The following is a 25957-nucleotide window of genomic DNA, read 5'->3' as shown; positions in this document are numbered from 1 at the left end:
ATCGGCAGCTTCCCGGATATGAAAGCACCGCCATGAAACGCACTCCTCTTCGCAGCGCCCTCCTCGGCCTGCTCGCCACGCCGGCGCTGGCCATGGCCGACGCGCTGCAGCTGTATGGCCGCCTGAACCTCGCCGTGGAAAACATGTGCCTGCACGGCGGCGGCGATGGCGCCCGGGGTGCCACCGACGTGCGCCTGGCCAACTACCGCTCGGTATTCGGGGTGCGCGGCAGCGAAGCACTCGGCAACGGCCTGCGCGTGATTTTCCAGGTCGAAGGCACGCTCTCGCCGGACACGGGCGCCGGCGGCGTGGCTGCGCGCGACACCCGCGTCGGCCTGGAAGGCGCCTGGGGCACGCTGTTCGCCGGTAACTGGACCACGCCCTACAATGCCGCAACCGCCGGCCTCGACCCCTTCTATCCGACCACGGCCGGCTACATGAGCATCATGGGCAACGGCTCGGCAGCCAGCGCCAGCAACATCAGCGACACCACGTCGTTCGACCGCCGCCAGCAGAACAGCCTGCACTACTGGACGCCCGCCTGGCAAGGCCTGATGCTGCGCGTGGCGCACGGCTTCAACGAGGAGTCGCCGGCAAATGGCGCCAAGCCTTCGCTGACCTCGGGGTCGCTGGTATTCGAGCGCGGCAGCCTGTACGCGACGGTCGCCCACGAGCGCCACCGCGAATACCGCGGACCGGGCCTGAATGACTGGGGAACCAAGCTGGGTGCGGCCTGGCAGTTCGGGCCGGCGCGGCTAGCGGCGGCGGTCGAGCAGCTGCATTACGAAACGGCGGCCGGCGAGCTGGCGCGGCGTTCGTATTATGTGTCGTTAACGCGGCAGTTCGGACCGCATGCGCTGAAGCTGGGTGTAGCCAAGGCCCGCGATGGCAAGGGGACGACAGCGGAACAGGTGGGCTTCGTGCGTGCCGGCGACGATACCGGCGCCGTGCATGCCACGCTGGGCTACGACTACGCGCTGTCGAAGCGCACCAGCGTGTTCGCCTTCTACACGCACCTGCGCAACGACAGCCGGGGCAGCTACGATTTCGCCATCAATTCGCTCGATGCGACGAGGGGGTCGCGCGCAGCGGGTGCCGCGCTGGGCCTGCGCCACGCGTTCTGAACCAGGGAATCTAGCGGCTGCGCGTCTTCTCGATCTGCAGCCGCTCGGCGTGGCGCACCAGGTCGGGCAGCGAGCGCGCCGCCATCTTTTCCATGACCTTGCGCTTGTGGGTCTTGGCCATGATCTCGCTCACGTCCAGCTCGTCGGCGATCTGCTTGTTGAGCAGGCCGCCGATCGCCAGGCGCATGGTTTCGCGCTCGCGCGGGGTCAGGCTGTCGTGGCGCTGGCGCAGCTCCGTCAGTTCGCGCCGCGCCGCCAGCTGCGCCGCGTCGCCCGCCAGGGCCTCGCGCACGGCCAGCAGGAGCGCTTCGGGCGCCACCGGCTTGACCAGGAATTCGACGGCGCCGGCTTTCATGGCCTGCACCGACATCGGAATGGTGCCGAAGCCGGTCATGAAGATCAGGGGAATGTCGGCGCCGACGCGCGCCAGCTCGGCGGCCACGGCAAAGCCGTCGAGTTCGGGCATGTGCATGTCGCACACCAGGCAGCAGGGGCCATCGCTGCGGCTATGGGAAACGAAATCGGCGCCGGCTGCGAAGCCATGCGCCGTGTAGCCTTCGGCATGCAGCAGGTTGAGCACCGAGGCGCGCACGCTGTCGTCGTCGTCGACCACGTAGACGACCGGGGTCATCGTGCATTCTCCATCGGGTTCGTCCAGCTCATCGCCCAGGCTCCTGTGATGGCGTCAGGCGCGATGCTCGCCCGGCGCGGGTTGGTCGGCGGGCGCCGGCTTGGCCTCGACACCCGTGATGCGTGCCACGCACTCGCTGCGCAGCCAGCTGGCCGTGACCGGTTCCCCGCTCATCATCTTCCTGATGACGGGGACGGCCTGTTCGCCGACCAGCATGCCCAGCAGGCCGACCAGCGCAATCGCCGGCGGGGCCGGCGAGCGCACCTGCAGCAGCGCGTAGATCAGGCCGACCAGGATACCGGCGGCCAGCGACACGACGTAGATTTTCATTGGGTCTCCGCAAAAATGGAAGAGCCATGCGGCACCATCGCGCCGCATGGCCTGCATACGTCGGGAGCCCGATTACTTCGCCGGCACCGGCGCCAGCGTTTCATGGCTGCCGGTGATGCGCTGCGGCGCCTTGTGCACCATGGTGTAGGCGTAGTCCACGCCCATGCCGTAGGCGCCCGAGTGCTCGCGCACGATTGCCATCACGTCATTATACGTATCGCGGTGGGCCCAGTCACGCTGCCACTCCAGCAGCACCTGCTGCCAGGTGACCGGCACCACGCCGGCCTGGATCATGCGCTGCATGGCGAAGTCGTGGGCGGCCTGCGAGGTGCCGCCGGAGGCGTCGGCCACCATGTAGATCTCGTACTCGCCTTCCAGCATCGCGCACAGGGCGAAAGTGGTATTGCACACTTCGGTCCACAGGCCCGACACGATCACCTTCTTGCGGCCGTTGGCGGCCAGGGCGTCGCGCACCTTCTGGTCGTCCCAGGAATTCATCGAGGTGCGTTCCAGGATCTCCTTGCCCGGGAAGACGTCCAGCAGTTCCGGGTAGGTGTGGCCCGAGAAACTTTCGGTTTCCACGGTGGTGATGGTGGTCGGGATGTTGAAGACCTTTGCCGCCTTGGCCAGGCCGACGGTATTGTTCTTCAGGACCTGGCGGTCGATCGACTGCACGCCGAAGGCCATCTGGGGCTGCTGGTCGATGAAGATCAGCTGGCAGTTATCGGGAGTCAGGACCTCGAGTTTTGGATTGTTCATGGTTTCACTTTCTTGGGTTGGATGGTGCGGCGCATGTACCTTGACCTGCGCCGCGTTGCGAAAACTAGGGAATGGTCCTGGCCTGGACCGGGCTGGCAGCCTGGGGCCGCTCGGCCACCAGCAGCCCGACCAGGATCAGCACCGGCAGCGCCAGCGCGGCAAAGCCGAACCACAGGTAGCCAAAGGCTGCCGCGATACAGCCGATGGCGAACGACAGCAGCGGCCACAGGAACTTGGCGAAACGGGTTTTCAAGCCGGGGTCGTCGGCGCCGCGCAGCAGGTCGACCGCGTCGATCACGATTTGTGTCACGTTCCCGGTCATCATCGAGGTCGGCGCCAGGTGGCCCAGCAGCAGGCGCGAGATCGCGCTGTGGGCGCCCATGGCCGCGGCGCCGAGCAGGCCCGAGGTCATCGCCAGAGGGCCTGCTTCCGTGACGACCGGGGTCGCCGCGATACCGAAGAACATGAAGCCGAGCAGCAGCGCCAGCTCCAGCAGCAGCGCCGGCCGCAGTGCCAGTGCCTGGCGCCGCTCCACCAGCACCACCAGGATGCGCGCCGCTGCCACGCCGGCGATAAAGGCCGGGAAGGCGAGGAACTTCAGCAGGATCGAGCTGCGCGAGGGGTCGGCCAGGGCCGCGCCGATCAGGATGAAGTTGCCGGTGACGTGGGCCGTGAACAGGCCGAACAGGGCCAGGAAGCCGAGCGTGTCGACGTAGCCGGCGAAAAATCCCAAGGCCATGCCTTGTGTTTGCACGTGTCTGGGTTCGTTCATGGTGTCTCCTTCGATGCGCGGTGCTGGAGCGAGAAGCACACCCCAGGCCACCGCAGCGTTGAAGCATCCTAAAACGCCCCGCCGCGCCCGCCCCCTCCCATTTGGCCAGTCTCGCGCGCACCCGGTCTTTCGGCCAGTGTGGCGCCAGCCTGCCGTCCCTAGACTGGCTGCTCCTGCGCGCACCGCGCAGTCATCCCTCCTGAAAGGACCACCATGACGAACAAGAACTCCCTCTCGCGCCGCTCGCTGCTGACCGGCGTTGCCTCCGCAGCCGCCGGCGCCGGCCTGGCTGCCGCCGGTTCCGCCGCAGTCGCCGCCACCTCGGCCAAGGCGCCGGTGCAGCCGGGCACGCGCGCCGGCCAGTACCTGACCCTGGCCGACGGCACCGTGCTGCACTACAAGGACGGGGGCAGCGGCCAGCCGGTCGTGTTCAGCCACGGCTGGCCGCTGCAGGGCGACGCCTGGGAAGACCAGATGTTCTTCCTCGCCTCGCACGGCTACGGTGTGATCGCCCACGACCGCCGCGGCCATGGCCTGTCGAGCCAGCCGTGGAACGGCAATGACATGGACACCTATGCCGACGACCTGGCCGCGCTGATCAAACACCTGGACCTGAAGAATGCGGTGCTGGTCGGCCATTCGACCGGCGGCGGCGAAGTGGCGCGCTACATCGGGCGCCATGGCAGCAGCCGCGTCGCCAAAGCCGTGCTGGTGGGCGCCGTGCCGCCGCAAATGGTCAAGTCGCCGACCAACCCGAACGGCCTGCCGATGGACGTGTTCGACGGCATCCGCAAGGGCGTGCTGGAAGACCGCGCCCAGTTCTTCATGGACCTGACGGTTCCCTTCTACGGCATCAACCGCCCCGGCGCCAAGGTCTCGCAGGGCGTGCGCGACACCTTCCGCAACCAGGGCATGCAGTGCGGGATCAAGAACGCCTACGACTGCATCAAGCAGTTCTCGGAGACCGACTTCACGGCCGACCTGAAGAAGATCGACGTGCCGACCCTGGTCGTGCATGGCGACGACGACCAGATCGTGCCGATCGACGCCGCCGGCCGCGCCTCCGCAAAACTGCTGAAACGCGGCAGCCTGCTGGTCTACGAAGGCGCGCCGGACGGCCTGCCGACCACCCACAAGGCGCGCCTGAACGCCGACCTGCTGGCGTTCATCAAGGCCTAAGCACGCGCTGAAACGGGCGGCGGCCTATCCATGTGTATATCTCGACCGCCTCCCGCCACCCGGCGAGAATGGTCCGGCAGCCGGCATCCCGCGCCGGCCTCCCCTTTTTGCATAGGAGCCGCCGATGGACAAGCCGCCGATCTCCCTCGTCATCGCCGACGACCATCCACTGATCCTCGCCGGCATCGCCATGCTGATCGAGGCCGAGCCTGCCCTCGTGCTGCTGGGCCAGGCCGTGGATGCCGACGGCGCCGTCGCCCAGTACGAACGCCTGCGTCCCGACGTGCTGCTGCTCGACCTGAACATGCCCGGCGGCGGCCTGGATGCGATCGCCCGCGTGCGCGCCCGCCATCCGGACGCGAAAATCGTGATCCTCACCACCTACGACGGCGACGAGGACGTGCACCGCGGCCTGGCATCCGGCGCGGCGGGCTACCTGCTGAAGCACTCCGCCTTTGACGAAATCGTGCATTGCCTGCGCCAGGTGATGGACAAGCGGCGCTACCTGCCGCCGCAGCTGGCCCACAAGCTGTCTGCGCGCATCGAGGCCAGCGCCCTGTCGGCGCGCGAGCTCGACATCCTGGCCCACCTCAGCGCAGGCAAGAGCAACAAGCTGATCGCGCGCGATGCCGGCATCGGCGTCGGCACCGTGAAGTACCACATCAATAACATCCTCTCGAAGCTCAACGTCGCGTCGCGCACCGAAGCGGCCAGCGTCGCCCAGCGGCGCGGCCTGCTGCCCACCTACTGAATCAACCACGGAGTTCCCATGACCTCAACGGCGCCCGCATCACAGTCCCAACCTTCATCCCCCCCGCTCATCCTGTTCAACGGCTGCTTCCACACCGTCGACCGTGGAAACCCGCAAGCCAGCGCGGTCGCCATCCAGGACGGCAAGTTCCTGGCCGTCGGCGATCTTGAGGCCGTGATGCGCCACCGCGCGCCCGGCAGCCAGGTTATCGACCTGAACGGCCGTACCGTCATCCCCGGCCTGAACGACTCGCACCTGCACCTGATCCGCGGTGGCCTGAACTACAACCTCGAACTGCGCTGGGAAGGCGTGCCCTCGCTCGCCGATGCGCTGCGCATGCTGAAGGACCAGGCCGACCGCACGCCGAACCCGCAGTGGGTGCGCGTGGTCGGCGGCTGGAACGAATTCCAGTTCGCCGAAAAGCGCATGCCCACCATCGAGGAAATCAACTGCGCCGCGCCCGACACGCCGGTCTTCATCCTGCACCTGTACGACCGCGCCCTGCTCAACCGCGCCGCCCTGCGCGCCGTCGGCTACGACCGCAACACGCCGAACCCGCCTGGCGGCGAGATCGTGCGCGACGCCGACGGCAACCCGACCGGCATGCTGATCGCGCGTCCGAACGCGATGATCCTGTACGCCACCCTGGCCAAGGGCCCGAGCCTGCCGCACGACTTGCAGGTGAACTCGACGCGCCAGTTCATGCGCGAACTGAACCGCCTGGGCGTGACCAGCGCCATCGACGCCGGCGGCGGCTTCCAGAACTACCCCGAGGACTACGCCGTCATCGACGCGCTGGCGCGCGAGAACCAGCTGACCATCCGCATCGCCTACAACCTGTTCACCCAGAACAAGGGGAATGAGCTGGGCGACTTCCAGAACTGGACCGGCATGATCAAGCCAGGCGACGGCAGCGATTTCTATCGCCACAACGGCGCCGGCGAGATGCTGGTGTTCTCGGCAGCCGACTTCGAGGACTTCCTGCAGCCGCGCCCGGACCTGCCGAAGGGGATGGAAGACGAACTGGAAAAAGTGGTGCGTCACCTGGTCGAGCAGCGCTGGCCCTTCCGCCTGCACGCCACCTATGACGAATCGATCTCGCGCATGCTCGACGTGTTCGAGAAGGTCAACCGCGATACGCCATTCGCCGGCCTGTCCTGGTTCTTCGACCATGCCGAGACCATCACACCCCGGAATATCGAGCGCGTGCGCGCTTTAGGTGGCGGCATCGCGATCCAGCACCGCATGGCCTTCCAGGGCGAGTTTTTCGTGGAGCGCTACGGCGCCGATGCAGCCAAGGCCACGCCGCCGGTGGCGCGCATGCTGGAGATGGGCGTGCCGGTGGGCGGCGGCACCGACGCCACGCGCGTGGCCAGCTACAACCCGTGGACGGCCCTGTACTGGCTGGTGTCGGGACGGACCGTGGGCGGCATGCGCCTGTACGACGCCGGCCAGCGCCTGTCGCGCGACACGGCGCTGGAACTCTGGACCAGCGGCAGCGCCTGGTTCTCCAGCGAGCAAGGCAAGAAGGGACGCATCCGCGCCGGCATGCTGGCCGACCTGGCGGTGCTGTCGTCGGACTTCTTCCGCGTGCACGAAGACGAGATCAAGGCGATCGAGTCGGTGCTGACCGTCGTCGACGGCAAGATCGTGTTCGGCCAGGCCGAGTTCTCGTCGATTGCCCCGCCGCCGATTCCGGTGCTGCCGGAATGGTCGCCGGTGAACAAGGTGAGCGGGCATTACCGCGCCGCGCCGCCGCAGCCGGTGGCACAGCTGGCGCACCAGTGCCAGGGTCCATGCGGCGTGCATGCGCACAGCCACGACCGCGCACGGCGCTCGACCGTGCCGGTATCGGACTACCAGGGATTCTGGGGCGCGTTCGGCTGCAGCTGCTTCGCGTTCTGACCGGTCCGCAAAGCCGATGTAGGGTGGACGGATCCCCGTCTACCCGTTCAACACCGCACATCGAAGAGGTACATACAAGTTTTGTGAATCCGCTACGACTATCGTATGACAGGATTCGCGCTGCAGAGCAGCATAATGGGATCGACGTCGCGCCGGAGCCGTGCGCGATGCACTGTAAGCTCAGAAGAAAGCCGATCCCATGCACACTCTCCTGAAATCCGACCGCCCGCCCCCTTCCGCACCGCGCCAGCCCCCTGGCGAGCGGCGCGCGCATCCGCCCGTTCCCGCCGCGGCGCCGGCCGAGCCGCCCTGCCCCTGCGCCAGCGCCTCCGACCGCCTCGGCATGGTCATCGCCCACGAGGTCAACCAGCCGCTGGCGGCCATCGCGCTGCACACCGCCGCCGCCCGCAAATGGCTGTGCCGCGCCGAACCCGACATCGAACGCGCCCTCGAATCGCTGGCGCTGATCGGTGCGGCGGGCCGCCAGGCCGGCGGCATCGTGCGCGGCATGCAGCGCCAGGCGGCGCGCCAGCCGCTGGAAACGGCGGACGTGCCGGTCGACGCCGCCGTGCAGGACGCGTTGCAGGCGCTGTGCTGGCCGATGCGCAAGAACTGCATCGCGGTCGATGCGTTTTTCGGGCTGGACGATTGCAGCATCGCCGCCAACCGGGTGCAGGTGCAGCAGGTCGTGAACAATCTGCTGGTGAACGCCGTCGAGGCGCTGGTGGCCGGCGGACGCAGCCAGCCTTTGCGCATCCGCGTCGAGACCCGGCGCCACGGCGGCGAGGTCGAGATCGCGGTGGCCGACAACGGGCCGGGCATCGCGCCGGCGCGCCATGCGCAGGTGGTTGCCAGCCTGGCCGGCAACGCCGATAATCCGAGCAATAGCGGCAGCGGCCTGGGCCTGGCGATCAGCGCGTCCATCGTGCGTGCACACGGCGGCCGGCTCTGGTTCGAGCCCGGCGCGCCCCACGGCGTGTGCTTCCGCCTGCGCCTGCCGGTTCGCGCGCGATCCGCCGCCACGGGCCGCACCTTCATGAAGGCATTCACGACATGAGCAATACCAGCGCCCCCGCGATCCGCGTCATGGTCGCCGATGATCATCCGATGATGCGCGAAGGGATCTCGGCCGCCCTCGAAGCCCAGGGCGGCATCGAGATCGTCTGCACGGCCGCCAACGGCGCCGAGGCCATCGCCGACTTCGCACGCCACCGCCCGGACGTGTCGCTGGTCGACTTGCAGATGCCGGTCAAGGACGGACTGGAGGCGATCATCGGCATCCGCGCACTGCATCCCGATGCGCGCATCGTCGTGCTGACCACCTACAGCGGCGACGCGCGCGTGGTGGCCGCGCTGAAGGCCGGCGCCGCCGCCTACCTGCTGAAGGACGCCTCGGGCGCGGCCCTGGCCCAGGCCGTGCGCAACGTCTACAAGGGCGCCAGCGTGATCGCGCCGGTGGCCCAGCGCGACGTCGACAGCCACCACCGCGCCGACGCCCTGTCCGCGCGCGAGCTCGACGTGCTGCGCCTGGCCGCCAACGGCAACTCGAACCGCGTGATCGGCGAGGCGCTCAGCATCAGCGAACCGACCGTCAAGACCCACATGAGCGCCATCCTGGTCAAGCTTGGCGCGGGGGATCGCACGCATGCGGTGACGCTGGCGGTAAAGCGCGGGTACATCAGTCTTTGAGGTGTGCATGGTGGGTTCGAGAACCCACCCTACGTCTTGTCGGCAGTAGGTAGGGTGGGTTCTCGAACCCACCAATCGTAAAGCGACACACCACGCTATCCTTTTGTATAGCTAGTCCTTGACCCTGACGGCCTTCAGAATGGCCTGAACGCCGCCCTCCCGCGCGGCGCTCTCCCACCCTGAAAGGATGTCACCATGACCGCCCCCCGCACCATCAACACCGTTACCGCCCGCGACGGCACCCTGCTCCACTTCACCGACTGGGGCCACGGCCAGCCGGTCGTCTTCAGCCACGGCTGGCCGCTCTCGGCCGACGCCTGGGAAGACCAGATGCTCTTCCTGGCCGACCACGGCTACCGCGTCATCGCCCACGACCGCCGCGGCCACGGCCGCTCCAGCCAGCCCTGGCACGGCAACGACATGGACACCTACGCCGACGACCTGGCCACCCTGCTCGACACGCTCGACGTCACCGGCGCCATCCTGGTCGGCCACTCGACCGGCGGCGGCGAAGTCGCGCGCTACATCGGCCGCCACGGCACCAATCGCGTGTCGAAAGCCGTGCTGGTGGGCGCAGTGACCCCGCAGATGGTGGTCTCGCCGGCGAATCCGGACGGCGTGCCGCTGTCGGTATTCGACGGTATCCGCGCAGGCGTGCAGGCCGACCGCGCCCAGTTCTTCTACGACCTGAGCACGCCTTTCTACAACTTCAACCGCGACGGCGCCAAGGTGTCGGAAGGCATGCGCCTGTCGTTCCTGCGCCAGGGCCTGCAGTGCAGCCTGAAAAGCGCCTACGCCTGCATCAAGCAGTTCTCGGAGACCGATTTCACCGAAGACCTGAAGAAGATGTCGATCCCGACCCTGGTGGTGCATGGCGACGACGACCAGATCGTGCCGATCGCCACCACCGCGCGCCGCGCCGTCGAGATCCTGCCGCAGGGCCGCCTGTCGGTGTATGAAGGCGCAAGCCATGGCCTGCCGGCCACGCACAAGGACAAGCTGAACGCCGAGCTGCTGGCTTTCCTGCGCGGCTGATTCCTGCATGCTGGAGGGGCCGGCGGCCCCTCTTTCCCGCTACCGCATCACTCCCCCAGGCGTTCGAACGCCGCCTGCACTCCGGCGCCGTAGGCCGCATCGGCCTTGGCGCAGTTGGCCACGTGGCGCGCCTTGATCTCCCCATCCACCCCGCGCATCGCACGCGCCGTGTTCTCGAACAGCGCCATCTGCTGGGCCGGCGTCATCAGGCGGAACAGCGCGCCCGGCTGCGAATAGTAGTCCGTGTCTTCGCGATGGTTCCAATGGTCGGCCGCGCCGTCGAGCGCCAGCGGCGGTTCACGGAAATCGCGCTGCTCGCGCCATTCGCCGCGGCTGTTCGGCTCATACGATGTGGCGCCACCGTGGTTGCCATCCACGCGCATCTGGCCGTCGCGGTGGTAGCTGTGGAAGGGGCACTGCGGCGCGTTCACCGGAATCTGGTGGTGGTTCACCCCCAAGCGGTAGCGCTGGGCGTCGCCGTACGAAAACAGGCGGCCCTGCAGCATGCGGTCCGGCGAAAAGCCGATGCCCGGCACGATGTTGGCCGGGTTGAAGGCGGCCTGCTCGACGTCGGCGAAGAAGTTCTCCGGGTTGCGGTTCAGTTCCATCGTGCCGACCTCGATCAGCGGGTAGTCGGCATGCGGCCAGACCTTGGTCAGGTCGAAGGGATTGAGGTGGTAGCCGCCCGCATCGCGCTCGGGCATCACCTGCACGTACATGGTCCAGCGCGGGAAGTCGCCGCGTTCGATGGCTTCGTACAGATCGCGCTGGGCGCTTTCGCGGTCGCGGCCGATGAGTTCCTGCGCCTCGGCGTCGCCCAGGTTCTGGATACCCTGCTGCGTCTTGAAGGTGAACTTGATCCAGGAGCGTTCATTCGAGGCGTTGATGAAGCTGTAGGTATGGCTGCCGAAACCGTGCATGTGGCGGTGGCTGCGCGGCAGGCCGCGTTCGCTCATCAGGATGGTTACCTGGTGCAGCGCTTCGGGCAGCAGGGTCCAGAAGTCCCAGTTGCTGTTGGCGTTGCGCAGGCCGCTGCGCGGGTCGCGCTTGACGGCGTGGTTCAGGTCGGGGAATTTCAGCGGGTCGCGCATGAAGAACACCGGCGTGTTGTTGCCGACGAGGTCCCAGTTGCCCTCTTCCGTATAGAACTTCATGGCGAAGCCGCGGATGTCGCGTTCGGCGTCGGCCGCGCCGCGTTCGCCGGCCACCGTCGAAAAGCGCACGAACATCGGCGTGGTCTTGCCGACCTCGCCGAAGAGGCGCGCCTTGGTGTACTGCGTGATGTCGTGGGTGACGGTGAAGCTGCCAAAGGCGCCGGCGCCCTTGGCGTGCATTCGGCGCTCGGGGATGACCTCGCGGTCGAAGTGGGCCAGCTTTTCCAGGAACCAGACATCCTGCAGCAGCATCGGGCCGCGCGGGCCGGCGGTCTGCACGTTCTGGTTGTCGGCGACAGGCGCGCCGGCGGCGGTGGTGAGGTTTTTCATTGGTCTTCTTTCAGGTAGTTGGAACCTCGGCAGCGTAGCGCCGCGCCCGTCCCTTGCCACCCACCGAAAGACCAGGCTGCGCCTAGTGTTCGCTACGCTCGCGCAGGTCGATCCAGGCCACGATCAGGAAGGCGCCGACCAGGCCCAGGTGCTCGAAGAAGCCATTCGCCGCCATCGTGCGCGCCGGCTCGGCCAGGCCCCAGAAACGGTTTGCAACGAAGTTGGCGGCAAACGTGAACAGGGCCAGATAGGCCGCCCCGGCCCAGCGCCAGGCGCCGCACAGGATCAGCAGCGAGGCGCCCAGTTCGCCGGCGATGGTGAGCAGCGCCAGCGGCGCGGCAGGCGCCAGGCCGAAGTGCCGCATCTCGGCCAGCGCCGCCGAAAAATCCAGCGCCTTGGTCAGCCCGCCCTGCAGGTAGGCGGAACACAGCAGCAGCAAAAAGCACCAGTACAAAGGATGCGTGCGGCGCGCGGAGGGACGGATCGGGATGGCCTGGGCCAGGTGGGTGTGCATGGGCGTATGAGGGAAAGTGAAGGAAAGGGCCGCATCAAATGGGAAGCGCATAGCGCGCCAGGTCGGGGCGCGCAACCGGAAACCCGGCGTCGGCCTGGCTGGCGGCGCGTTGCAGCAGGCGCCGCACATGGGTGGCCAGCAGGCAGCGGCGCTTGCCCTTGCGGAAAAAGGCATGGCTGCCGCGCACCACGTAGCCGTCGTGGAAGGTCACTTCGAAGCCGACCGGGCTGGCGTCGTGCAGGCTGCCCCAGCGCGCCAGCACCCGGTCGGCGCTATAGAACTCGCTGAGCAAGGCGGTGGCGCTGGACGGATTCCACAGGCGGATGCGCATGACCTCGATCTGCTCGTCGGCATCATCAATGGCGCTGTCTGGCGGGAGGATGGAAGCATGCATGGTCGCGGTCCGGGGCTGGTCTGGATGTCGGACGCCCGGGTGAGCATCCGGTTCCAGCATACCGCCCCGCAAACATCGCCGCCCCTGCCAGAAGGCATGCCAACCACAGCGAGGGTCAGGTCTGACATTCGGACACGAGCCCAGCCGTAAGGCGCGAGTTCAACGTTTTTCAGATCATTTTTGACGCCAATTCCACGGTAAAGCCGAGTCCGTGTCCGAATGTCAGACCTGACCCCGGCTGTTTTCTTCGGTTTGCAGGATCACCGGCATGGCGCGCGACCAGCGGTTGGCCGAGAGCGAGAAGCTGAGGGAGCGGACCTGGTGGTACCAGCCGGCCGGCACGTACAGCATGTCGCCGGCTTCGACCAGGACCTCGACCAGCGCCGCCTGGCGCGCGAGCGGATAGCGCTCGAAGTCGGGGGAATCCGGATCGAAAGGGGAACCGAACAGCAGCGCGTTCGCTTCGCGCGGGTACAGGAACTCGGCGTCCTGCGGCGGCGCCAGCCAGATGCGCTTGCTGCCCCAGACTTGCGCGAACAAATTGTCGTCGTAGTCGCAATGCAGCGGCGTGACGGTGCCGCCCGGGCCGAGCCAGAAGCGCGGCGGACCGGGTTTTTCCAGCCAGGCCGGCCAGTGGCAGTAGCGGTTCAGTTCGCGCAGTTCGAGGTTGCCGACGTAGGGCGGCAAGGCCTCGGTGCCGGCGGCGGCCAGGTCCAGGTAGGCCAGCATCGACATGTCCTGCATCGCGCGGTCGGGGGCGAAGGCGGTGCCGATGTAGTCGCCGACGCGGGCGCGGACCGGCAGTGCGCCGAATTCCTCGCGCAGGGTCTGTGGCGTGAGGCTGCACAGCGGCCAACGCCTGGCCGCGCCTTGGGCCAGGAAGGGCAAGCCGGCCGCGGCGCGGGTACGGAAGTCCTGGGCGTCGCGGATGCGCACGCCCGGCACGGCTTCCAGGCTTGGGAGCGTGCGCGAGACGCGCTGTACCGCTTCGCGCATGGCCTCGATCGAGGCAACGCCGCGCACCTCGGCGTCGCGGCGTGCGCGCGCGGCCTTGCGGGCCTGCTGCGCGTCTTCGCTGGCCGAGTGGTCGACTACGGTGGGCCGTGGCGGCAGGCGCTGCAGGGTGGGCGCCGGCTCGGCGTTGGCTTGGATGTCCGTCTGGTCTGGCATATGCTTGCTCGCCCCGCTTGCCAGGGCGCTTGATACAGGTAGGGGCGACAGCATAGCGCATCGCGCTGGCTGATTGCCAGCGCGGCGTAATCCGGCGATGATCGTGCTTTTGTCCTCACCGCGCCCATGACCACCTATCACCCCTGCACCAACGACGCTGGCCAGCCCGTCGTCATCCGCAAGCCCTCCATGCCCACGCCACTGTCGCACTGGGACGACCCGAACCAGATCGCCACCGTCCTGCCTGGCGGTGCGCTGCCGGCGGTGCTGAACGGCGTGGCGTTTTCGGCCTGGGCCGGGGCGCCCGCCGGCAGCGACGGCTGGAGCGCCTGCGTGGCCGGCATCGGCGTCGAGGAGCCGCCCTTCGTGCTGCCGGCCGGGATGGCCGCTGCGGCTGGCGCCGTGATCCTGGAGGACGATGGCCGCGTGTGGCTGGTGGCGCCCTCGAACGGCTTCGGCGGCTACAGCGCCACGTTCCCGAAAGGCCGGGTCGATCCCGGCACCAGCCTGCACTGCGCCAGCGTGCGCGAAGCCTTCGAGGAATCGGGACTGCAGGTGCGTGTGGAAGCCTTCTTGCTGGACGTGCGCCGGACGCTGACCTATACCCGCTACTACATCGCGCGCCGCGTCGGTGGCAGTCCGGCGGCCATGGGCTGGGAATCGCAGGCCGTGCACCTGGTGCCGCTGGCGCAGCTGCGGCAAGTGGCCGTGCATCCGAACGATGCGCCGGTGATCGCGGCGCTCGAACGCTGGCTGGCCTAGCGCAGGCTTGTACGCGGTGTCGCCTGCCGTGCCGATACTTGCTGACAGGGGGCCGCTTGCCCCCTTCCTGGATGCCTGCCGGTTTAGCGCAGGTGCTTCCGTAGTTTGCAGCCTTGGCGTTTTTTTGTGGAGTTGGCCATATTTGTTGGTTAGTTACGTTTTAACGATAAAGGGCAGTGTTTTCTGGCGCGGTGACTGCCTGGGGCATTACCGGATGTCGATGTCCCGGCCGGAGATGGCGCTCAGGGCAGTTCCGGCTTGCCCGCTTTCGCCCCGATCAGATCGGCCAGCAGCGCATCGCGCGCCGGCGCCAGGGCGGCGCGGTCGCGTTCGCGCAGCGCCTCGTCCAGCCCGGCGCACAAGGTCGCCTTCAGTTCCTCGGTAATGTGCGGCGTGCCGAGGTCCGCCCACCAGCTCTCGATCGGCGGCCCGAGATGGTCGAGCATGTGGCGCAGGCCGCCCTCCCCGCCCGACATGTGCAGGTTCAGGAAAGGCCCCATCAGCGCCCAGCGCAAGCCGGGACCGTAGGCGATGGCGGTGTCGACGTCGGCCACGCTGGCCACGCCCTGCTCCACCAGGTGGAAGGCTTCGCGCCAGAGCGCCGCCTGCAGGCGGTTGGCGATGTGGCCCGGTACTTCCTTGCGCACGTGGATCGGGCGCTTGCCGATGGCGGTATAGAAGTCCATCGCACGGTCAATGGTCTGCGGAGAGGTCAGCGCGCCGCCGATCACCTCCACCAGCGGGATCATGTGCGGCGGATTGAAGGGATGGCCGAGCACCACGCGCCCGGGATGGCGGCACGCGCCCTGCACCCGGCTCATGAGCAGGCCCGAGGAACTGGACGCCAGGATCACCTCGGGCGCCAGCAGCGCATCCATGTCGCGAAACAGCGCCACCTTCAGGTCTTCGCGCTCCGGTCCGTTCTCCTGGACGAAGTCGACGCCCTGCAGGGCCGCGGCCAGGTCGGCCGAAAAGCGCAGCCGGCCAGGCGACGCGCCTTCGGCCAGCCCCATCCCCTCCAGCACCGGCCAGTGCCGGGCCACTGCCGCGCGCAAGGCCTGTTCGGCGCCCGGCATCGGATCGAAGGCCGATACATCGAAGCCGCGCGCCAAAAAACAGGCCGCCCAGCTGGCGCCGATCACGCCCGTCCCGATCACGCCGACACAACGTATTGCTCCCATGCTCACCTCACGCGGATTTCTTGTTCAGCCCCAGGTAGGTCTCGATGACCTTCGGATCGTTCGCCAGCTGCGCGGCCGGCCCTTCCATCACCACGTCGCCGGTCTCCAGCACGTAGGCATAATCGGCCGCCTGCAGTGCGGCGCGGGCGTTCTGCTCGACCAGCAGGATCGCCACCCCAAGCTCCTTCAGGCGCACGATGATGCGGAAGATCTCCTTCACGATCAGCGGCGCCAGGCCCAGGCTCGGCTCGTCGAGCATCAGCAGCGCCGGCCTGGCCATCAGCGCGCGCCCCACCGCCACCATCTGCCGCTCGCCGCCGGACATGGTGCCGGCCGCCTGCGTGCGCCGTTCGCGCAAACGCGGGAACAGGTCGTACACCACCTCCAGCTGCGCGCGCCAGTCCTTCTCGCCGCGCTTGTAGCGCGTGTAGCTGCCCAGCAGCAGGTTGTCTTCCACGCTCATGGTGGTGAACAAATCGCGGCTCTCGGGCACCAGACTCATGCCCTGGGCCACGCGCTGTTCCACCGGCCAGGCTTTCACCTCAAGCCCGCGCAGCAGCACCGCGCCTTGGGCCGATGCGTTGGCGCCGAGCGCGCCGGCGATGGCATTGAGCATGGTCGACTTGCCGGCGCCGTTCGGGCCGATCACGGTCACGATCTGGCCGGCGCCCACCGTGATCGACGCGCCATGCAGGGCCTCGACCTTGCCATAGGCGACGTGCAGGTCTTTTACTTCCAGTACGGGCGTCGTCATCAGTCCAGTCCTCCGAGGTAGGCTTCCAGCACGGCCGGGTCCTGCTGTACCTGGGCCGGGTTCCCTTCCGCGATTTTCGTACCGAACTCCATCACGATCAATCGGTCGGTCAGGTTCATCACGAAGTCCATGTCGTGCTCGACCAGCAGGATGCTCATGCCTTCGCCCTTGAGTTTGTTCAGCAGCTCGGCCAGCGCCTGCTTTTCCTTGTAGCGCAGGCCGGCGGCCGGTTCGTCGAGCAGCAGCAGCGCCGGGTCGGCGCACAGGGCGCGCGCAATTTCCAAAATACGCTGCTGGCCCAGCGCCAGGTTGCCGGCCTGCTCGTACAGCAGCTCGCCCAGGCCCACGCGTTCGAGCTGGCGCCGCGCCTCGCACAGCAGCGCCGCTTCTTCCGTGCGATCCAGCCCGACCGCGCTGGCCAGCACGCCGCCGCGCGCGCGCAGGTGGGCGCCGATGGCCACGTTTTCCAGCACCGTCATCTCGGGCAGCAGGTGCACGTGCTGGAAGGTGCGGCCGACGCCCAGTTGCACGATGCGGCGCGACGGCAGCGAATCGATGCGCACCAGTTCCTCGCCCTGGCGCAGGCGCACTTCACCGCTCGTTTCCGGCAGCACGCCGGTGACCAGGTTGAACATGGTCGACTTACCCGCGCCGTTCGGCCCGATCAGGCCGACGATCTCGCCGCCGTGCACCGTAAAACTCATGTCGTTGACGGCGACCAGGCCGCCGAACTGCTTGCGCACCTTGTCGATCACCAGCAGCGGGTAGCCGGCCACCGCCCTGGCGCGCTGGGGCAAAGGCGGCGCAGTATCGGGCGCCACCGCATCGCGATGCTGCGGCAGGCGCGCCGCGATGAAGGGCCAGATACCGTTGCGGGCGCGCTGCAGCAGCACCACCATCAGCACGCCGAAGACGATGATCTCGAAGTTGCCGTTCGAGCCGAGCAGCGCCGGCAGCCAGCTTTGCAGCTGGTCCTTGAGGATGGTGAGCACGGCCGCGCCGAGGATGGCGCCCCACAGGTAGCCGGCGCCGCCGATCACCGCCATGAACAGGTACTCGATGCCCGCGTTCAGGCCGAAGGGCGACGGGTTCACGGCGCGCTGCAGGTGCGCATACAGCCAGCCCGACACGCAGGCCAGCAGCGCGGCGATCACGAAGATGCGGATCTTCATGGCCGCCGTGTTCACGCCCATGGCTTCGGCCATCACGCCGCCGCCCTTCAGGGCGCGGATCGCACGGCCCGAGCGCGAGTTCAGCAGGTTGCGCAGCAGGATCACGGCCAGCAGCAGCACCAGCCAGATCAGGAAGTACATGCTTTTACCGGAGCCGAGGTCGAGGCCGAACAGGGTGAGCGGTGGGATGCCGGCGATGCCGTCGTGCTTGCCGAGCGACTCCATGTTCCCGAACAGGTAGTACAGCGACAGGCCCCAGGCAATGGTCCCCAGCGGCAGGTAGTGGCCGGACAGGCGCAGCATGATGGCGCCGATGAACAGCGCGGATACTGCCGTGATGACCAGGCCCGCGACCAGGCCAAGCCAGGGCGAGAGGCCCGCGCCCGTCGACAGATACGCGGTGGCGTAGGCGCCCAGGCCCACGAAGGCGGCCTGGCCGAACGAGGTCAGCCCACCGACGCCGGTGAGCAGCACCAGGCCGAGGGCCACGATGGCGTACAGGCCGATGTAGTTGCCGAGCGTGACCCAGTAGGCCGGCAGCGGCAGCAGGCCGAACACGCAGGCGGCGATGGCGAAGATGATCAGGGAACGGCGCGTCATGCTTCGCCCTCCTCGACTTGCGGATGCACGATCGAGCGCCACAGCAGCACCGGAATGATCAGGGTGAACACGATGACTTCCTTGTAGGAGCTGGCGTAGAACGAGGAATAGGCTTCGAGCAGGCCGACCATCAGCGCGCCGGCTGCGGCCAGCGGGTAGCTCGCCAGGCCGCCGATGATGGCGCCGACAAAGCCCTTCAGGCCCATCAGGAAGCCGCTGTCGTAGTAGACGGTCGTGAGCGGCGCGATCAGCACCCCGCACAGGGTGCCGATGCTCGACGCCAGCAGGAAGGCGAGGCGCCCCGCCGCCGTGGTGCCGATGCCGACCAGGCGCGCGCCGCGCCGGTTCACGGCGGTGGCGCGCAGCGCTTTACCCGACAGCGTGCGGTCGAAGTACAGGTACAGGGCGCCGATCAAGAGGACGGCTGTGACGATCACGACCACGCTCTGGCCGGAGATGCTCAGGGTACCGAAGTTGAACACATGCGAGGAAAACGGCGTGGTGCGCGAGCCTTCGGCGCCGAACATCACCAGCCCGATGCCGAGCAGGACCAGGTGCACGGCCACCGACACGATCAGCAAGACCAGCACCGGGCTTTCGGCCAGCGGCTGGAAGGCCAGGCGGTACATCATCGGCCCCATCGGAGCAACGATGGCAAAGGTAAACAGCACCTGCACCAGCATCGGCAGCGCCGTGCCGTCGACCGAGCGTGCGATGGCGTAGAGCGCAGCGGGCAGGAGCACGAACTTGAGGAAGGAAAGGCCGAGCATACGTGTGCGGTCCTGCTGGATCGACGCGCCGCGCAGCGTGCCGAATAGCTCCTGCACGAAGCAGGCCAGGCCCAGCACCAGCAGCAGGAGCGCGCTTTGCGGCGGCGTGCCGACCTGCAGCGCCGCCATGGTCAGGGACCCGAAGGCGAGGAATTCGCCGATCGGGATGAAGATCACGCGCGTGATCGAAAACACCAGCACCAGCGCCAGGGCCAGCAGCACGTACACGGCCCCGCTGGCAATGCCATCCTGGGTCAGGATGGCGAAGATCGATAAATCCATACTGCTGCCTGCGGAGATGCAGCATCCTGCGCCCCCGTGGCCCTCCTCTCCTCAAAAGTGTCTGTCGAAGGCGGACCCGTTGCATGCCGCTTTGCACGCCGGCGTTTCGCCAGGCGGCACAAAAGAGAACGCACAGGCCTTCTGCTGCCCGTTTTGTTTTAGATGATATGCGAAAACTGTTGAGAAACCGACATTTTTTGCTTTCTCTGGGCGATACTGTGGTTTGTTCCTGCCGCTTTCGTTTGCTGGCTTTCGTCCACTGCAAGCTTCGCGGCGGCACACATCCAACAACAAAGGAGACTCCATGAACCGCCTCATTTCCTTGCGCAAGACCGCTCTTACCGTCGCCACGCTGGCCGCCTTCGGCGCCGCCGCAACCGCCCACGCCCAGATCAAGGTCGGCGTATCGATCTCGACCACCGGCCCGGCCGCCTCGCTCGGCATCCCGGAGAAGAACACCGTGTCGCTGTTCCCGGCCGAAATCGCCGGCCAGAAGGTGCAGTACATCGTGCTCGACGACGCCTCGGACGCGACCCAGGCGGTGAAGAATGCGCGCAAGCTGGTCTCGGAAGACAAGGTCGATCTGCTGATCGGCTCCTCGATCACCCCGACCTCGCTGGCGATGCTGGAAGTGGCGGCCGAAACCGAGACGCCGATGATCACCATCGCCGGCGCTGCGCGCATCGTGGAACCGATGGACGCCAAGCGCCGCTGGGTCTTCAAGACCACCCAGCACGACGGCCAGATGGCGGCCGCCATCACCCAGCACATGAGCAACAACGGCGTGAAGACCATGGGCTTCATCGGCTTCTCGGACGCGTATGGCGAAGGCTGGTGGGGCGAGGTCGAGAAGGTGGCGCCGGCGCGCAAGATCAAGGTCGTGGCCAACGAACGCTTCGCGCGTACCGACACCTCGGTGACCGGCCAGGTGCTCAAAATGGTGTCGGCCAATCCCGATGCGATCCTGATCGCCGGTTCCGGCACCCCGGCCGCGCTGCCGCAAAAGGCGCTGCGCGAGCGCGGCTACAAGGGCAAGATCTACCAGACCCACGGCGTGGCCAACAGCGACTTCCTGCGCGTGTGCGCGGCCGATTGCGAAGGCACCTTCCTGCCGGCCGGCCCGATGCTGGTGGTGAACCAGTTGCCCGACACCAATCCGGTGAAGAAATCGGCGCTGACCTACGTTAACAAGTACAACAGCGCCTTCAAGAAGGAAAGCCTGTCGACCTTTGGCGGCCACGCCTGGGATGCGGCGATGCTGCTGCAGGAAGCGGCCAAGACCGCCGTGCCGAAGGCTAAGCCGGGCACGAAGGAATTCCGCGCGGCGCTGCGCGATTCGCTCGAAGGCATCAAGAACCTGCCGGCCTCGCACGGCATCTTCAACATGAGCCCGACCAACCACCAGGGCCTGGACCAGCGCTCGCAGGTGATGGTGCGGATCGAAAAAGGCGCCTGGAAGTACGTGCCGTAAGCCCGTACCGGCGCAAGCTGGCGTGACCGAGGCGCTGCCCGCTCTGGCGTGCGGCGCCTCTTTTTTGCTCTTTGCTCAGTAGCCGACGAGCTTGAGCAGCGCGTCGGTCAAGCCTTCCAGGCCGCGCCCTGTCCGCCCCGCCTTGCGGCCCGCTTCCGGTGTTTCGTCATAAATGTAGATGCCGCCGCCGAAGCGGTCGTGCAGCAGCGGCGCGCGCCCGCGCAGGTAGGGCAGGAAGGGTTCGCTGCGCACGGTGGCGTAGGCGCTGTCGGTGGAAAAGCCGAGGGTCGCCGTCTGGCGCACGGCGTGGCTGTCGCGCGCTCCCTGCACGCGCACGCCGCGCTTGCCCTGCAGCGCCAGCGTCACCGGGCCGCGTATCACGAAAAAGCGCAGCTGCAGCGTCAGCCAGGCGTGCAGGCTGGCCAGGCGCCAGTGCCAGCGGATGTCGAGCGGCGCGCCGGCGTCGGCAATCAGCCCGACCAGTGCGCGCGGCTGCAGCGCCAGCGCCTGGCCGGGCGGAATGCGCACCAGCGCGATCTCGCTCAGGCCGTCGTCGCTGGCCGACAGCACGACCTGCTGTTCCGGTCCGCCCGTGCGTACGCAGGTGAGCAGGACCGTGCCGGACGTCAGGCTGGCCCACACGCGTCCCTTGATCAGCCAGCGCGTGCCGCGCGCCGCGCCGACCGGCGCACTTTGCAGATAGTCGGGCAAGACCAGCAATTCCTGTTGCGGCGCCAGCGCGATGGTCTGCGAGACGGCCGAGGCGGCGACGAGTTCGACCGGTGCGGCGGACGCTTTCGCCGGGTCGAGGCGCAGCGCTGCGCCGCGGGTGGCCAGCGGCGCGAGCACGAAGTAGAACACCGCCCGGATCGCGGCCTTGCCGGCGATGCACAGCAACAGGATGCCCAGCGCCGCCGGCAAGGCCTGGCGCAGCGCTTCGGCCACGCGCGCGGCGAGGTTGCGCGACAGCGCCGCGCGGGCATCGTCCACCTGTGCCTGCAAGGCCGCGACGCTGGCGTCGAGCCGCTCCCCGTCCACGGCGAAGTCGCGCAGCGCGGACACCGACTCCATGCGGCGCAAGGCCAGCGCCTGCGCGCGGTAGGCGGCAGCGGCGCGGTTGTTTTGTGCCGTGAGGGCCCCGATGTCGGCGGCAAGCGCTTGCTGGGCCGGACTGCGCGCCCACGGCCGCTCCATGCGCTGGCTGTCGAACCAGCCGAGGCGTGCCACTTCCCGCTGTTTCTGCTGCAGGCGGGCATAGATGGCGCGGTGCTGTTCGAGCAGGCGCCTCAGCTCGGCCGTTGCGGCGGCGCGGCTCTCCAGCGCGAACAGGTACGCGCGCAGCCCCTGCAGATAGCCGAGTTCCTGGGCCAGCAGTTCGCGTTCGAGCCTGCCCCGGTAGCCGCGGGCCAGTTCGCCGGCGTACGCGGCGGGGCCGCCTTTGAGCAGCACGGGCAGGCTGTCGGGCCGGGCTGCGGGCGAAGCCGCAGCCTGCGCCAGCTGCGCGAGCCGGGCATGGACGGCGCGGATCCGCTCGTCCACCCGGGCGAGGGGCAGCTGCCGCGCGGCGCGCATCCTGCCTGTCAGGTCGGCCGCGGCGGCTTGCCGGTCATTGGCGATCCGCGTCTGCACGTCGAGGACCAGGGCAAGCCGGTCGCGTGCCGACAGCGCGCCGCGCACGGCGTCGACGACGAGCTTGCCCGCCACCAGCACCGCCGCAATCGCCAGCACCGATAGCAAATAAAAGAGCGCCGCGCGGAGGATGGGCTTGAAGGCGGAATGCAAAACCGGTCCATGGATGGGAATGGCCCCATTCTACTTCAGCTGCCGCGCAGGCCGCGGTCAGGGCGAGGCCGGCGCCGCGGCGCCCGCTCCGGCATCGACCGGTAAGTGCTTGCCGAGGAAGTCGAACATGGCGTTGTAATAGGCGATCTGGCTGTCCTGGTAGTGCAGCCCATGCCCCTCTTCGTTGAACAGCACCCACGCCACCTGCTTGTCGTTGGCCTCGAGGGCGTCGCGCATGCGCCGGCCGTGGGCAACCGGCACGCGCTCGTCTTCCCTGCCATGCATCAGCAGCACCGGGGCCTGGATACGGGCCGCATGCTTGAGCGGAGACACCGGATCGAAGCGTTGCGGGTTCAGGTCCTGGTCGCCGATGTGACGCTTCATGAGCTGGCGGCTGGCCTTGTCGAAGCTGAGGTCGGTCCAGTCCGAGAACAGCTTGCCGATGTCGGTCACGCCCGCGAAGCTGATGCCGCAGCGGTACAGGTCCGGCGTCTTTACCAATCCCCATAGCGCCGCGTAGCCGCCGTAGCTGGCGCCGACGATGCAAATGCGTTTCGGGTCGGCGATCCCCTGGCTGACCAGGTGGCGTACGCCATCGGTGATGTCATCCTGCATGGCCTTGCCCCACTCGCCGAAGCCGGCTTCCGCGAACTTGCGCCCGAAGCCGCTCGACCCGCGGAACTGGGGCTGGAACACGAGATAGCCGCGGTTGGCGAGCAGCTGGACGTCACGGTCCCATTCCCAGCGGTCGCGCGCCAGCGGCCCGCCGTGGATCAGCACGATCATCGGCGGCGGTGTCGCCGTTTTCTCCGGACGGGTCAGGTAGGCCGGAATCGACAGCCCGTCGGCAGCCTGGTAGGACATCACCTCCACGCGGCGCATGGCCGTACGGTCGACCGAAGCCCTGGCCTTGCCGATCAGGACCAGGGATTTTTTTACGCTATCGAAGTAGTACCAGGTGCCGGGATCGACGTCGCCGTAGGAATGCACCAGTACGGCGCGGCGCGGGTCGCCCGAGATCAGGTTCACGCGGTCCGGCAACAACACATCGATCTGCTTTTGCATGGCGGCCCAGGCGGGATCGAACCACACCTGCTCGCTTTTCATGCCGCCGGTGGCCACGTAGTCGAAGGCGGTCTTGTCGACGCCGTCGAAAGACAGCAGGTCCTGGGTCGGGTGGCCTGCCAGCAGCTCGGTCTGGCGGCGCGAGGCGACGTCGTAATGGAAGAGTGCGACGGTGTCGCGCCCGCTACGCGATTTGATCACCAGCGAATCCGGCTCGTCCGGCACGTAGGCCGGCACCCAGTAGTCGTCGTCGGCAGCGAATTCGGCGAGCTTGGTCCAGGTTGCCGTGTTCGCCGGCTTGTACCAGTTCGAGACCGTGGTGGCGTCCTTGAAGAGGCGCGCGTTGACCAGCGTGACGGCGCGCAAATTGCCCTTCCTGTCGTAGGCGCGGTGAATAGGCTCGCCGGCCGGATGCCAGAAGGTCGTGCACTCGGCGGTCCTGGCCTTGCACCTGGCGATCTTGTTGTTGCGCGCATCCTTCATCACCAGCACCTCGCCACTGGCGGCGCCAAAGCCGACCTGGCCGATGATGGACTCGCCCAGCGTGCGCAGCTTCTTTCCCTCCAAATCCATCGACTCCGCGTCGTAGCCCAGGTCGACGGCGAGAACCTCGTTGTCGGCCCAGGTCACGTGGCGCGGCGCTTTCAGGTAGCTCCAGTAGCCTTTCGAAAAGCGCCGGCCCTCGCGCAGCTTCGCGACCGCGAGCGTCTCGGTATCGATCAGGATCAGGCCGTAATTCACGCCACCGAAAAGAATCGCGGCGATATGGCGGCCGTCGGGCGACAGGGCCGCCATGGTCATGCCCGATGCGTCGGTCATTTCTTCCAGGCTCAGCGGACGTGCGCTGGCGGCGGACGAATACAGGGCGGCGCACAGCATCAGGATCGTGGCGAGGTAGTGCATGGCTTGTCAGGGTGTGGTGGTTTTGTCTTGGTGCTGTCCAGCGCCGGCCGATGCGGTCGCGCCGGTGTTCAGGGAACCGGCGCTGCGATCACTTCCACCGATCCGCGCCGGACGGCGCGTGGTGTGCGGATGGGCGAGAAATACACCTGGTTCTGGCTCATGGCGACGTAGACGCGGTAGCGCTGCAGGAAATCGGCGCCCAGTACCAGGATCTCGCCGGAATAAGGCAAGTCCATCAGCCGCAGGTCGACGTCGCTTACCGCGAGCTCCCCGATCGACATGCTTGATACAGGCACTTTCCAGACCGGCTGGTCCGGACCGTGCCCGGGCAATGGCGCCTCACGCACGGCGCCCGGCGAGTTCGGGGTCAAGCCCAGCCGTTCCGCTGCGGCTTTCGGAATGTAGGATTGGGGTGTCGCCGTCGAGAGCAAGGCGGATACGTTCTTGCCGCCTATATGCGCGGTGAACAGGATGCGGGGGTCGCGTTTCAATAGGTCCCATGACGTGCGGACCGCCACCGCTTGCGGGTCCCAGTACGCGAGGTGCTCGCGGAAACACCCCTTGGGCTTGAAGAACTTGATATACCCGGCATCCAGAGCAATCTCGAGATCCATGTGCAGAAGGCTGCCGGCACCGATCCGCACGCCGTAGGTGTCGTCCATGAAATCCTCGACCGTGAACATCACGTCTCGTTTCCTGGCCGGGCCGAAGCTGAAGTCATCGAGCACGGCATACGATACATCGCGCACCATATGGGCGCCGGTGACGTTTCTCGGATCGTCGGGAAACATCGTGCCTTGCGAGGTTCGCACCGGAATGCCGAGCCGATCCAGGGTCTTCTTGTTGAGGACCGCCGTTTCCACGGCGGCGGTACTGATCATGGCGGGAACGGGGGTACCGTTGATAATGGCCTCCCCGACCGGCCGCATATCGTCCGTCGACTTGAGAACCAGACTGGCTTGTTCGGCCATATCGCACGCGGCGGAGAGCGCTTCGGCGCGGGCCTCGATCGATAACGCGAGGCCGGCGCATAGCGCAAGCCGTAACAGGGAATCACGCGAAGCACGGCGGAGCATGAGCATGGTGTCGATGAGCAAATGAAAGAAATTGCATTATAGATACTGATTTCGATGCAAATCCACCATTATCTGAATATTATGCTTGTCACATAGCGCTGTATTGTGTCGATAGCGGAATGCGTAGGGAAAGCGGCCTTCCAAAGCAAAAAGCCCCGACCAGTTTCCTGGGCGGGGCTTCTTGTTTACTACGTATTAACTAGCCTGACGATAACCTACTTTCACACTGGTTGCAGCACTATCATCGGCGCAAAGTCGTTTCACGGTCCTGTTCGGGATGGGAAGGGGTGGGACCGACTTGCTATGGTCATCAGGCATGACTTGTACGAGCATCGTTCCCTGGTGGGTAACGCGGCTCAGAATCTGGAGGAAGTAAAGTTTCGGTAGTCACTGTCATCAACA

24 protein-coding genes and 1 rRNA gene are annotated in these 25957 nt (G+C 67.2%); 9 read left to right on the top strand and 16 right to left on the bottom strand.

The annotated features are described in order from the left end of the window. Nucleotides 1-32: 32 nt before the first annotated feature. Nucleotides 33-1124 (top strand): porin, encoded by a 1092-nt coding sequence (locus tag QWL29_RS19035; RefSeq protein ID WP_305824452.1) that lies wholly within the window; start codon nucleotides 33-35, stop codon nucleotides 1122-1124. Nucleotides 1125-1134: 10 nt separating this feature from the next. Here the strand turns inward: QWL29_RS19035 and QWL29_RS19030 are convergent, their stop codons facing one another. The 4 genes from QWL29_RS19030 to QWL29_RS19015 form a co-directional block, all read right to left on the bottom strand. Next, nucleotides 1135-1755: a response regulator transcription factor gene (locus QWL29_RS19030; protein WP_305824451.1), complete on the bottom strand. Its 621-nt coding sequence runs from the start codon at nucleotides 1753-1755 to the stop codon at nucleotides 1135-1137. 54 nt (nucleotides 1756-1809) lie between these two features. Then, nucleotides 1810-2085, bottom strand: a complete 276-nt coding sequence (locus tag QWL29_RS19025; protein WP_305824450.1) for a XapX domain-containing protein — start codon at nucleotides 2083-2085, stop codon at nucleotides 1810-1812. Nucleotides 2086-2157: 72 nt separating this feature from the next. Further along, nucleotides 2158-2844: a hydrolase gene (locus tag QWL29_RS19020; RefSeq protein ID WP_305824449.1), complete on the bottom strand. Its 687-nt coding sequence runs from the start codon at nucleotides 2842-2844 to the stop codon at nucleotides 2158-2160. 64 nt (nucleotides 2845-2908) lie between these two features. After that, nucleotides 2909-3616 (bottom strand): YoaK family protein, encoded by a 708-nt coding sequence (locus QWL29_RS19015; protein WP_305824448.1) that lies wholly within the window; start codon nucleotides 3614-3616, stop codon nucleotides 2909-2911. Nucleotides 3617-3829: 213 nt separating this feature from the next. Between QWL29_RS19015 and QWL29_RS19010 the strand changes: the two genes are divergently transcribed. The 6 genes from QWL29_RS19010 (at nucleotide 3830) to QWL29_RS18985 (ending at nucleotide 10175) form a co-directional block, all read left to right on the top strand. Next, the gene (locus tag QWL29_RS19010; RefSeq protein ID WP_305824447.1) at nucleotides 3830-4795 is read left to right on the top strand and encodes an alpha/beta fold hydrolase; all 966 of its coding nucleotides are present in this window, start codon (nucleotides 3830-3832) and stop codon (nucleotides 4793-4795) included. 124 nt (nucleotides 4796-4919) lie between these two features. Beyond that, complete coding sequence (locus QWL29_RS19005) at nucleotides 4920-5546, top strand: response regulator (RefSeq protein WP_305824446.1); 627 nt, start codon at nucleotides 4920-4922, stop codon at nucleotides 5544-5546. An 18-nt stretch (nucleotides 5547-5564) separates the two neighbouring features. Beyond that, entirely contained in the window at nucleotides 5565-7451 is a 1887-nt protein-coding gene (locus tag QWL29_RS19000) for an amidohydrolase (protein ID WP_305824445.1), read from the top strand. Nucleotides 7452-7650: 199 nt separating this feature from the next. Beyond that, on the top strand, nucleotides 7651-8508 hold the full coding sequence (locus tag QWL29_RS18995) for a sensor histidine kinase (protein ID WP_305824444.1): 858 nt from the start codon (nucleotides 7651-7653) through the stop codon (nucleotides 8506-8508). Then, the gene (locus QWL29_RS18990) at nucleotides 8505-9140 is read left to right on the top strand and encodes a response regulator transcription factor (protein ID WP_305824443.1); all 636 of its coding nucleotides are present in this window, start codon (nucleotides 8505-8507) and stop codon (nucleotides 9138-9140) included. The genes QWL29_RS18995 and QWL29_RS18990 overlap by 4 nt, the downstream gene beginning before the upstream one ends. A 195-nt stretch (nucleotides 9141-9335) precedes the next feature. Then, on the top strand, nucleotides 9336-10175 hold the full coding sequence (locus QWL29_RS18985; RefSeq protein WP_305824442.1) for an alpha/beta fold hydrolase: 840 nt from the start codon (nucleotides 9336-9338) through the stop codon (nucleotides 10173-10175). 47 nt (nucleotides 10176-10222) lie between these two features. Here the strand turns inward: QWL29_RS18985 and QWL29_RS18980 are convergent, their stop codons facing one another. The 4 genes from QWL29_RS18980 to QWL29_RS18965 form a co-directional block, all read right to left on the bottom strand. Further along, nucleotides 10223-11659: a catalase gene (locus tag QWL29_RS18980; protein ID WP_305824441.1), complete on the bottom strand. Its 1437-nt coding sequence runs from the start codon at nucleotides 11657-11659 to the stop codon at nucleotides 10223-10225. Nucleotides 11660-11741: 82 nt separating this feature from the next. After that, entirely contained in the window at nucleotides 11742-12173 is a 432-nt protein-coding gene (locus tag QWL29_RS18975) for a DoxX family protein (RefSeq protein WP_305824440.1), read from the bottom strand. A gap of 34 nt (nucleotides 12174-12207) precedes the next feature. Next, nucleotides 12208-12567: a hypothetical protein gene (locus QWL29_RS18970; RefSeq protein ID WP_305824439.1), complete on the bottom strand. Its 360-nt coding sequence runs from the start codon at nucleotides 12565-12567 to the stop codon at nucleotides 12208-12210. Between the two features lie 222 nt (nucleotides 12568-12789). After that, nucleotides 12790-13737 carry a cupin-like domain-containing protein gene (locus QWL29_RS18965; protein ID WP_305824438.1) on the bottom strand — a complete coding sequence of 316 codons (948 nt, stop codon included), beginning with the start codon at nucleotides 13735-13737 and terminating at the stop codon, nucleotides 12790-12792. Nucleotides 13738-13863: 126 nt separating this feature from the next. Between QWL29_RS18965 and QWL29_RS18960 the strand changes: the two genes are divergently transcribed. Continuing rightward, the gene (locus QWL29_RS18960) at nucleotides 13864-14499 is read left to right on the top strand and encodes an NUDIX hydrolase (RefSeq protein WP_305824437.1); all 636 of its coding nucleotides are present in this window, start codon (nucleotides 13864-13866) and stop codon (nucleotides 14497-14499) included. Nucleotides 14500-14741: 242 nt separating this feature from the next. Here the strand turns inward: QWL29_RS18960 and QWL29_RS18955 are convergent, their stop codons facing one another. The 4 genes from QWL29_RS18955 to QWL29_RS18940 are packed head-to-tail and all read right to left on the bottom strand — an operon-like array spanning nucleotide 14742 to nucleotide 19258. Next, nucleotides 14742-15680 (bottom strand): 3-hydroxyacyl-CoA dehydrogenase NAD-binding domain-containing protein, encoded by a 939-nt coding sequence (locus QWL29_RS18955; RefSeq protein ID WP_305824436.1) that lies wholly within the window; start codon nucleotides 15678-15680, stop codon nucleotides 14742-14744. Between the two features lie 7 nt (nucleotides 15681-15687). Continuing rightward, the gene (locus QWL29_RS18950; protein ID WP_305824435.1) at nucleotides 15688-16434 is read right to left on the bottom strand and encodes an ABC transporter ATP-binding protein; all 747 of its coding nucleotides are present in this window, start codon (nucleotides 16432-16434) and stop codon (nucleotides 15688-15690) included. Continuing rightward, a complete protein-coding gene (locus QWL29_RS18945; protein WP_305824434.1) occupies nucleotides 16434-18206 on the bottom strand; it encodes a branched-chain amino acid ABC transporter ATP-binding protein/permease in 1773 nt (590 codons plus the stop codon). The genes QWL29_RS18950 and QWL29_RS18945 overlap by 1 nt, the downstream gene beginning before the upstream one ends. Continuing rightward, nucleotides 18203-19258, bottom strand: coding sequence for a branched-chain amino acid ABC transporter permease (locus QWL29_RS18940; protein WP_305824433.1), 1056 nt, complete (start codon nucleotides 19256-19258; stop codon nucleotides 18203-18205). The genes QWL29_RS18945 and QWL29_RS18940 overlap by 4 nt, the downstream gene beginning before the upstream one ends. A gap of 304 nt (nucleotides 19259-19562) precedes the next feature. Here QWL29_RS18940 and QWL29_RS18935 point away from each other — a divergent pair, with 304 nt between their 5' ends. Beyond that, complete coding sequence (locus tag QWL29_RS18935) at nucleotides 19563-20729, top strand: ABC transporter substrate-binding protein (RefSeq protein ID WP_308635764.1); 1167 nt, start codon at nucleotides 19563-19565, stop codon at nucleotides 20727-20729. Between the two features lie 75 nt (nucleotides 20730-20804). On the opposite strand, the gene QWL29_RS18930 is transcribed toward QWL29_RS18935, so the two are convergent. The 4 genes from QWL29_RS18930 to rrf all read right to left on the bottom strand — a co-directional run bounded on the left by QWL29_RS18930 (nucleotide 20805) and on the right by rrf (nucleotide 25870). Beyond that, complete coding sequence (locus tag QWL29_RS18930) at nucleotides 20805-22511, bottom strand: hypothetical protein (protein WP_305824432.1); 1707 nt, start codon at nucleotides 22509-22511, stop codon at nucleotides 20805-20807. A gap of 57 nt (nucleotides 22512-22568) precedes the next feature. Beyond that, complete coding sequence (locus QWL29_RS18925) at nucleotides 22569-24479, bottom strand: alpha/beta hydrolase family protein (protein WP_305824431.1); 1911 nt, start codon at nucleotides 24477-24479, stop codon at nucleotides 22569-22571. Between the two features lie 68 nt (nucleotides 24480-24547). Continuing rightward, complete coding sequence (locus QWL29_RS18920) at nucleotides 24548-25576, bottom strand: pepsin/retropepsin-like aspartic protease family protein (protein ID WP_305824430.1); 1029 nt, start codon at nucleotides 25574-25576, stop codon at nucleotides 24548-24550. Between the two features lie 181 nt (nucleotides 25577-25757). Further along, nucleotides 25758-25870: ribosomal RNA gene (gene rrf, locus QWL29_RS18915) — 5S ribosomal RNA — on the bottom strand. Nucleotides 25871-25957: the final 87 nt, after the last annotated feature.

Origin of the sequence: Massilia brevitalea, from assembly GCF_030711405.1 — a bacterium.
In the GTDB taxonomy this organism is placed as follows: Bacteria; Pseudomonadota; Gammaproteobacteria; order Burkholderiales; family Burkholderiaceae_D; genus Telluria; species Telluria brevitalea.
Note: the sequence above shows the minus strand (reverse complement) of the source record. Positions and strands in the feature narration are given on the sequence as shown.

What these genes read in the sequence shown, in the direction of transcription:
- QWL29_RS19035 (WP_305824452.1), top strand. Translation starts at nt 33, where the DNA reads ATGAAACGCACTCCTCTTCGCAGCGCCCTCCTCGGCCTGCTCGCCACG.
- QWL29_RS19030 (WP_305824451.1), bottom strand. Translation starts at nt 1,755, where the DNA reads ATGACCCCGGTCGTCTACGTGGTCGACGACGACGACAGCGTGCGCGCC.
- QWL29_RS19025 (WP_305824450.1), bottom strand. Translation starts at nt 2,085, where the DNA reads ATGAAAATCTACGTCGTGTCGCTGGCCGCCGGTATCCTGGTCGGCCTG.
- QWL29_RS19020 (WP_305824449.1), bottom strand. Translation starts at nt 2,844, where the DNA reads ATGAACAATCCAAAACTCGAGGTCCTGACTCCCGATAACTGCCAGCTG.
- QWL29_RS19015 (WP_305824448.1), bottom strand. Translation starts at nt 3,616, where the DNA reads ATGAACGAACCCAGACACGTGCAAACACAAGGCATGGCCTTGGGATTT.
- QWL29_RS19010 (WP_305824447.1), top strand. Translation starts at nt 3,830, where the DNA reads ATGACGAACAAGAACTCCCTCTCGCGCCGCTCGCTGCTGACCGGCGTT.
- QWL29_RS19005 (WP_305824446.1), top strand. Translation starts at nt 4,920, where the DNA reads ATGGACAAGCCGCCGATCTCCCTCGTCATCGCCGACGACCATCCACTG.
- QWL29_RS19000 (WP_305824445.1), top strand. Translation starts at nt 5,565, where the DNA reads ATGACCTCAACGGCGCCCGCATCACAGTCCCAACCTTCATCCCCCCCG.
- QWL29_RS18995 (WP_305824444.1), top strand. Translation starts at nt 7,651, where the DNA reads ATGCACACTCTCCTGAAATCCGACCGCCCGCCCCCTTCCGCACCGCGC.
- QWL29_RS18990 (WP_305824443.1), top strand. Translation starts at nt 8,505, where the DNA reads ATGAGCAATACCAGCGCCCCCGCGATCCGCGTCATGGTCGCCGATGAT.
- QWL29_RS18985 (WP_305824442.1), top strand. Translation starts at nt 9,336, where the DNA reads ATGACCGCCCCCCGCACCATCAACACCGTTACCGCCCGCGACGGCACC.
- QWL29_RS18980 (WP_305824441.1), bottom strand. Translation starts at nt 11,659, where the DNA reads ATGAAAAACCTCACCACCGCCGCCGGCGCGCCTGTCGCCGACAACCAG.
- QWL29_RS18975 (WP_305824440.1), bottom strand. Translation starts at nt 12,173, where the DNA reads ATGCACACCCACCTGGCCCAGGCCATCCCGATCCGTCCCTCCGCGCGC.
- QWL29_RS18970 (WP_305824439.1), bottom strand. Translation starts at nt 12,567, where the DNA reads ATGCATGCTTCCATCCTCCCGCCAGACAGCGCCATTGATGATGCCGAC.
- QWL29_RS18965 (WP_305824438.1), bottom strand. Translation starts at nt 13,737, where the DNA reads ATGCCAGACCAGACGGACATCCAAGCCAACGCCGAGCCGGCGCCCACC.
- QWL29_RS18960 (WP_305824437.1), top strand. Translation starts at nt 13,864, where the DNA reads ATGACCACCTATCACCCCTGCACCAACGACGCTGGCCAGCCCGTCGTC.
- QWL29_RS18955 (WP_305824436.1), bottom strand. Translation starts at nt 15,680, where the DNA reads ATGGGAGCAATACGTTGTGTCGGCGTGATCGGGACGGGCGTGATCGGC.
- QWL29_RS18950 (WP_305824435.1), bottom strand. Translation starts at nt 16,434, where the DNA reads ATGACGACGCCCGTACTGGAAGTAAAAGACCTGCACGTCGCCTATGGC.
- QWL29_RS18945 (WP_305824434.1), bottom strand. Translation starts at nt 18,206, where the DNA reads ATGACGCGCCGTTCCCTGATCATCTTCGCCATCGCCGCCTGCGTGTTC.
- QWL29_RS18940 (WP_305824433.1), bottom strand. Translation starts at nt 19,258, where the DNA reads ATGGATTTATCGATCTTCGCCATCCTGACCCAGGATGGCATTGCCAGC.
- QWL29_RS18935 (WP_308635764.1), top strand. Translation starts at nt 19,563, where the DNA reads ATGAACCGCCTCATTTCCTTGCGCAAGACCGCTCTTACCGTCGCCACG.
- QWL29_RS18925 (WP_305824431.1), bottom strand. Translation starts at nt 24,479, where the DNA reads ATGCACTACCTCGCCACGATCCTGATGCTGTGCGCCGCCCTGTATTCG.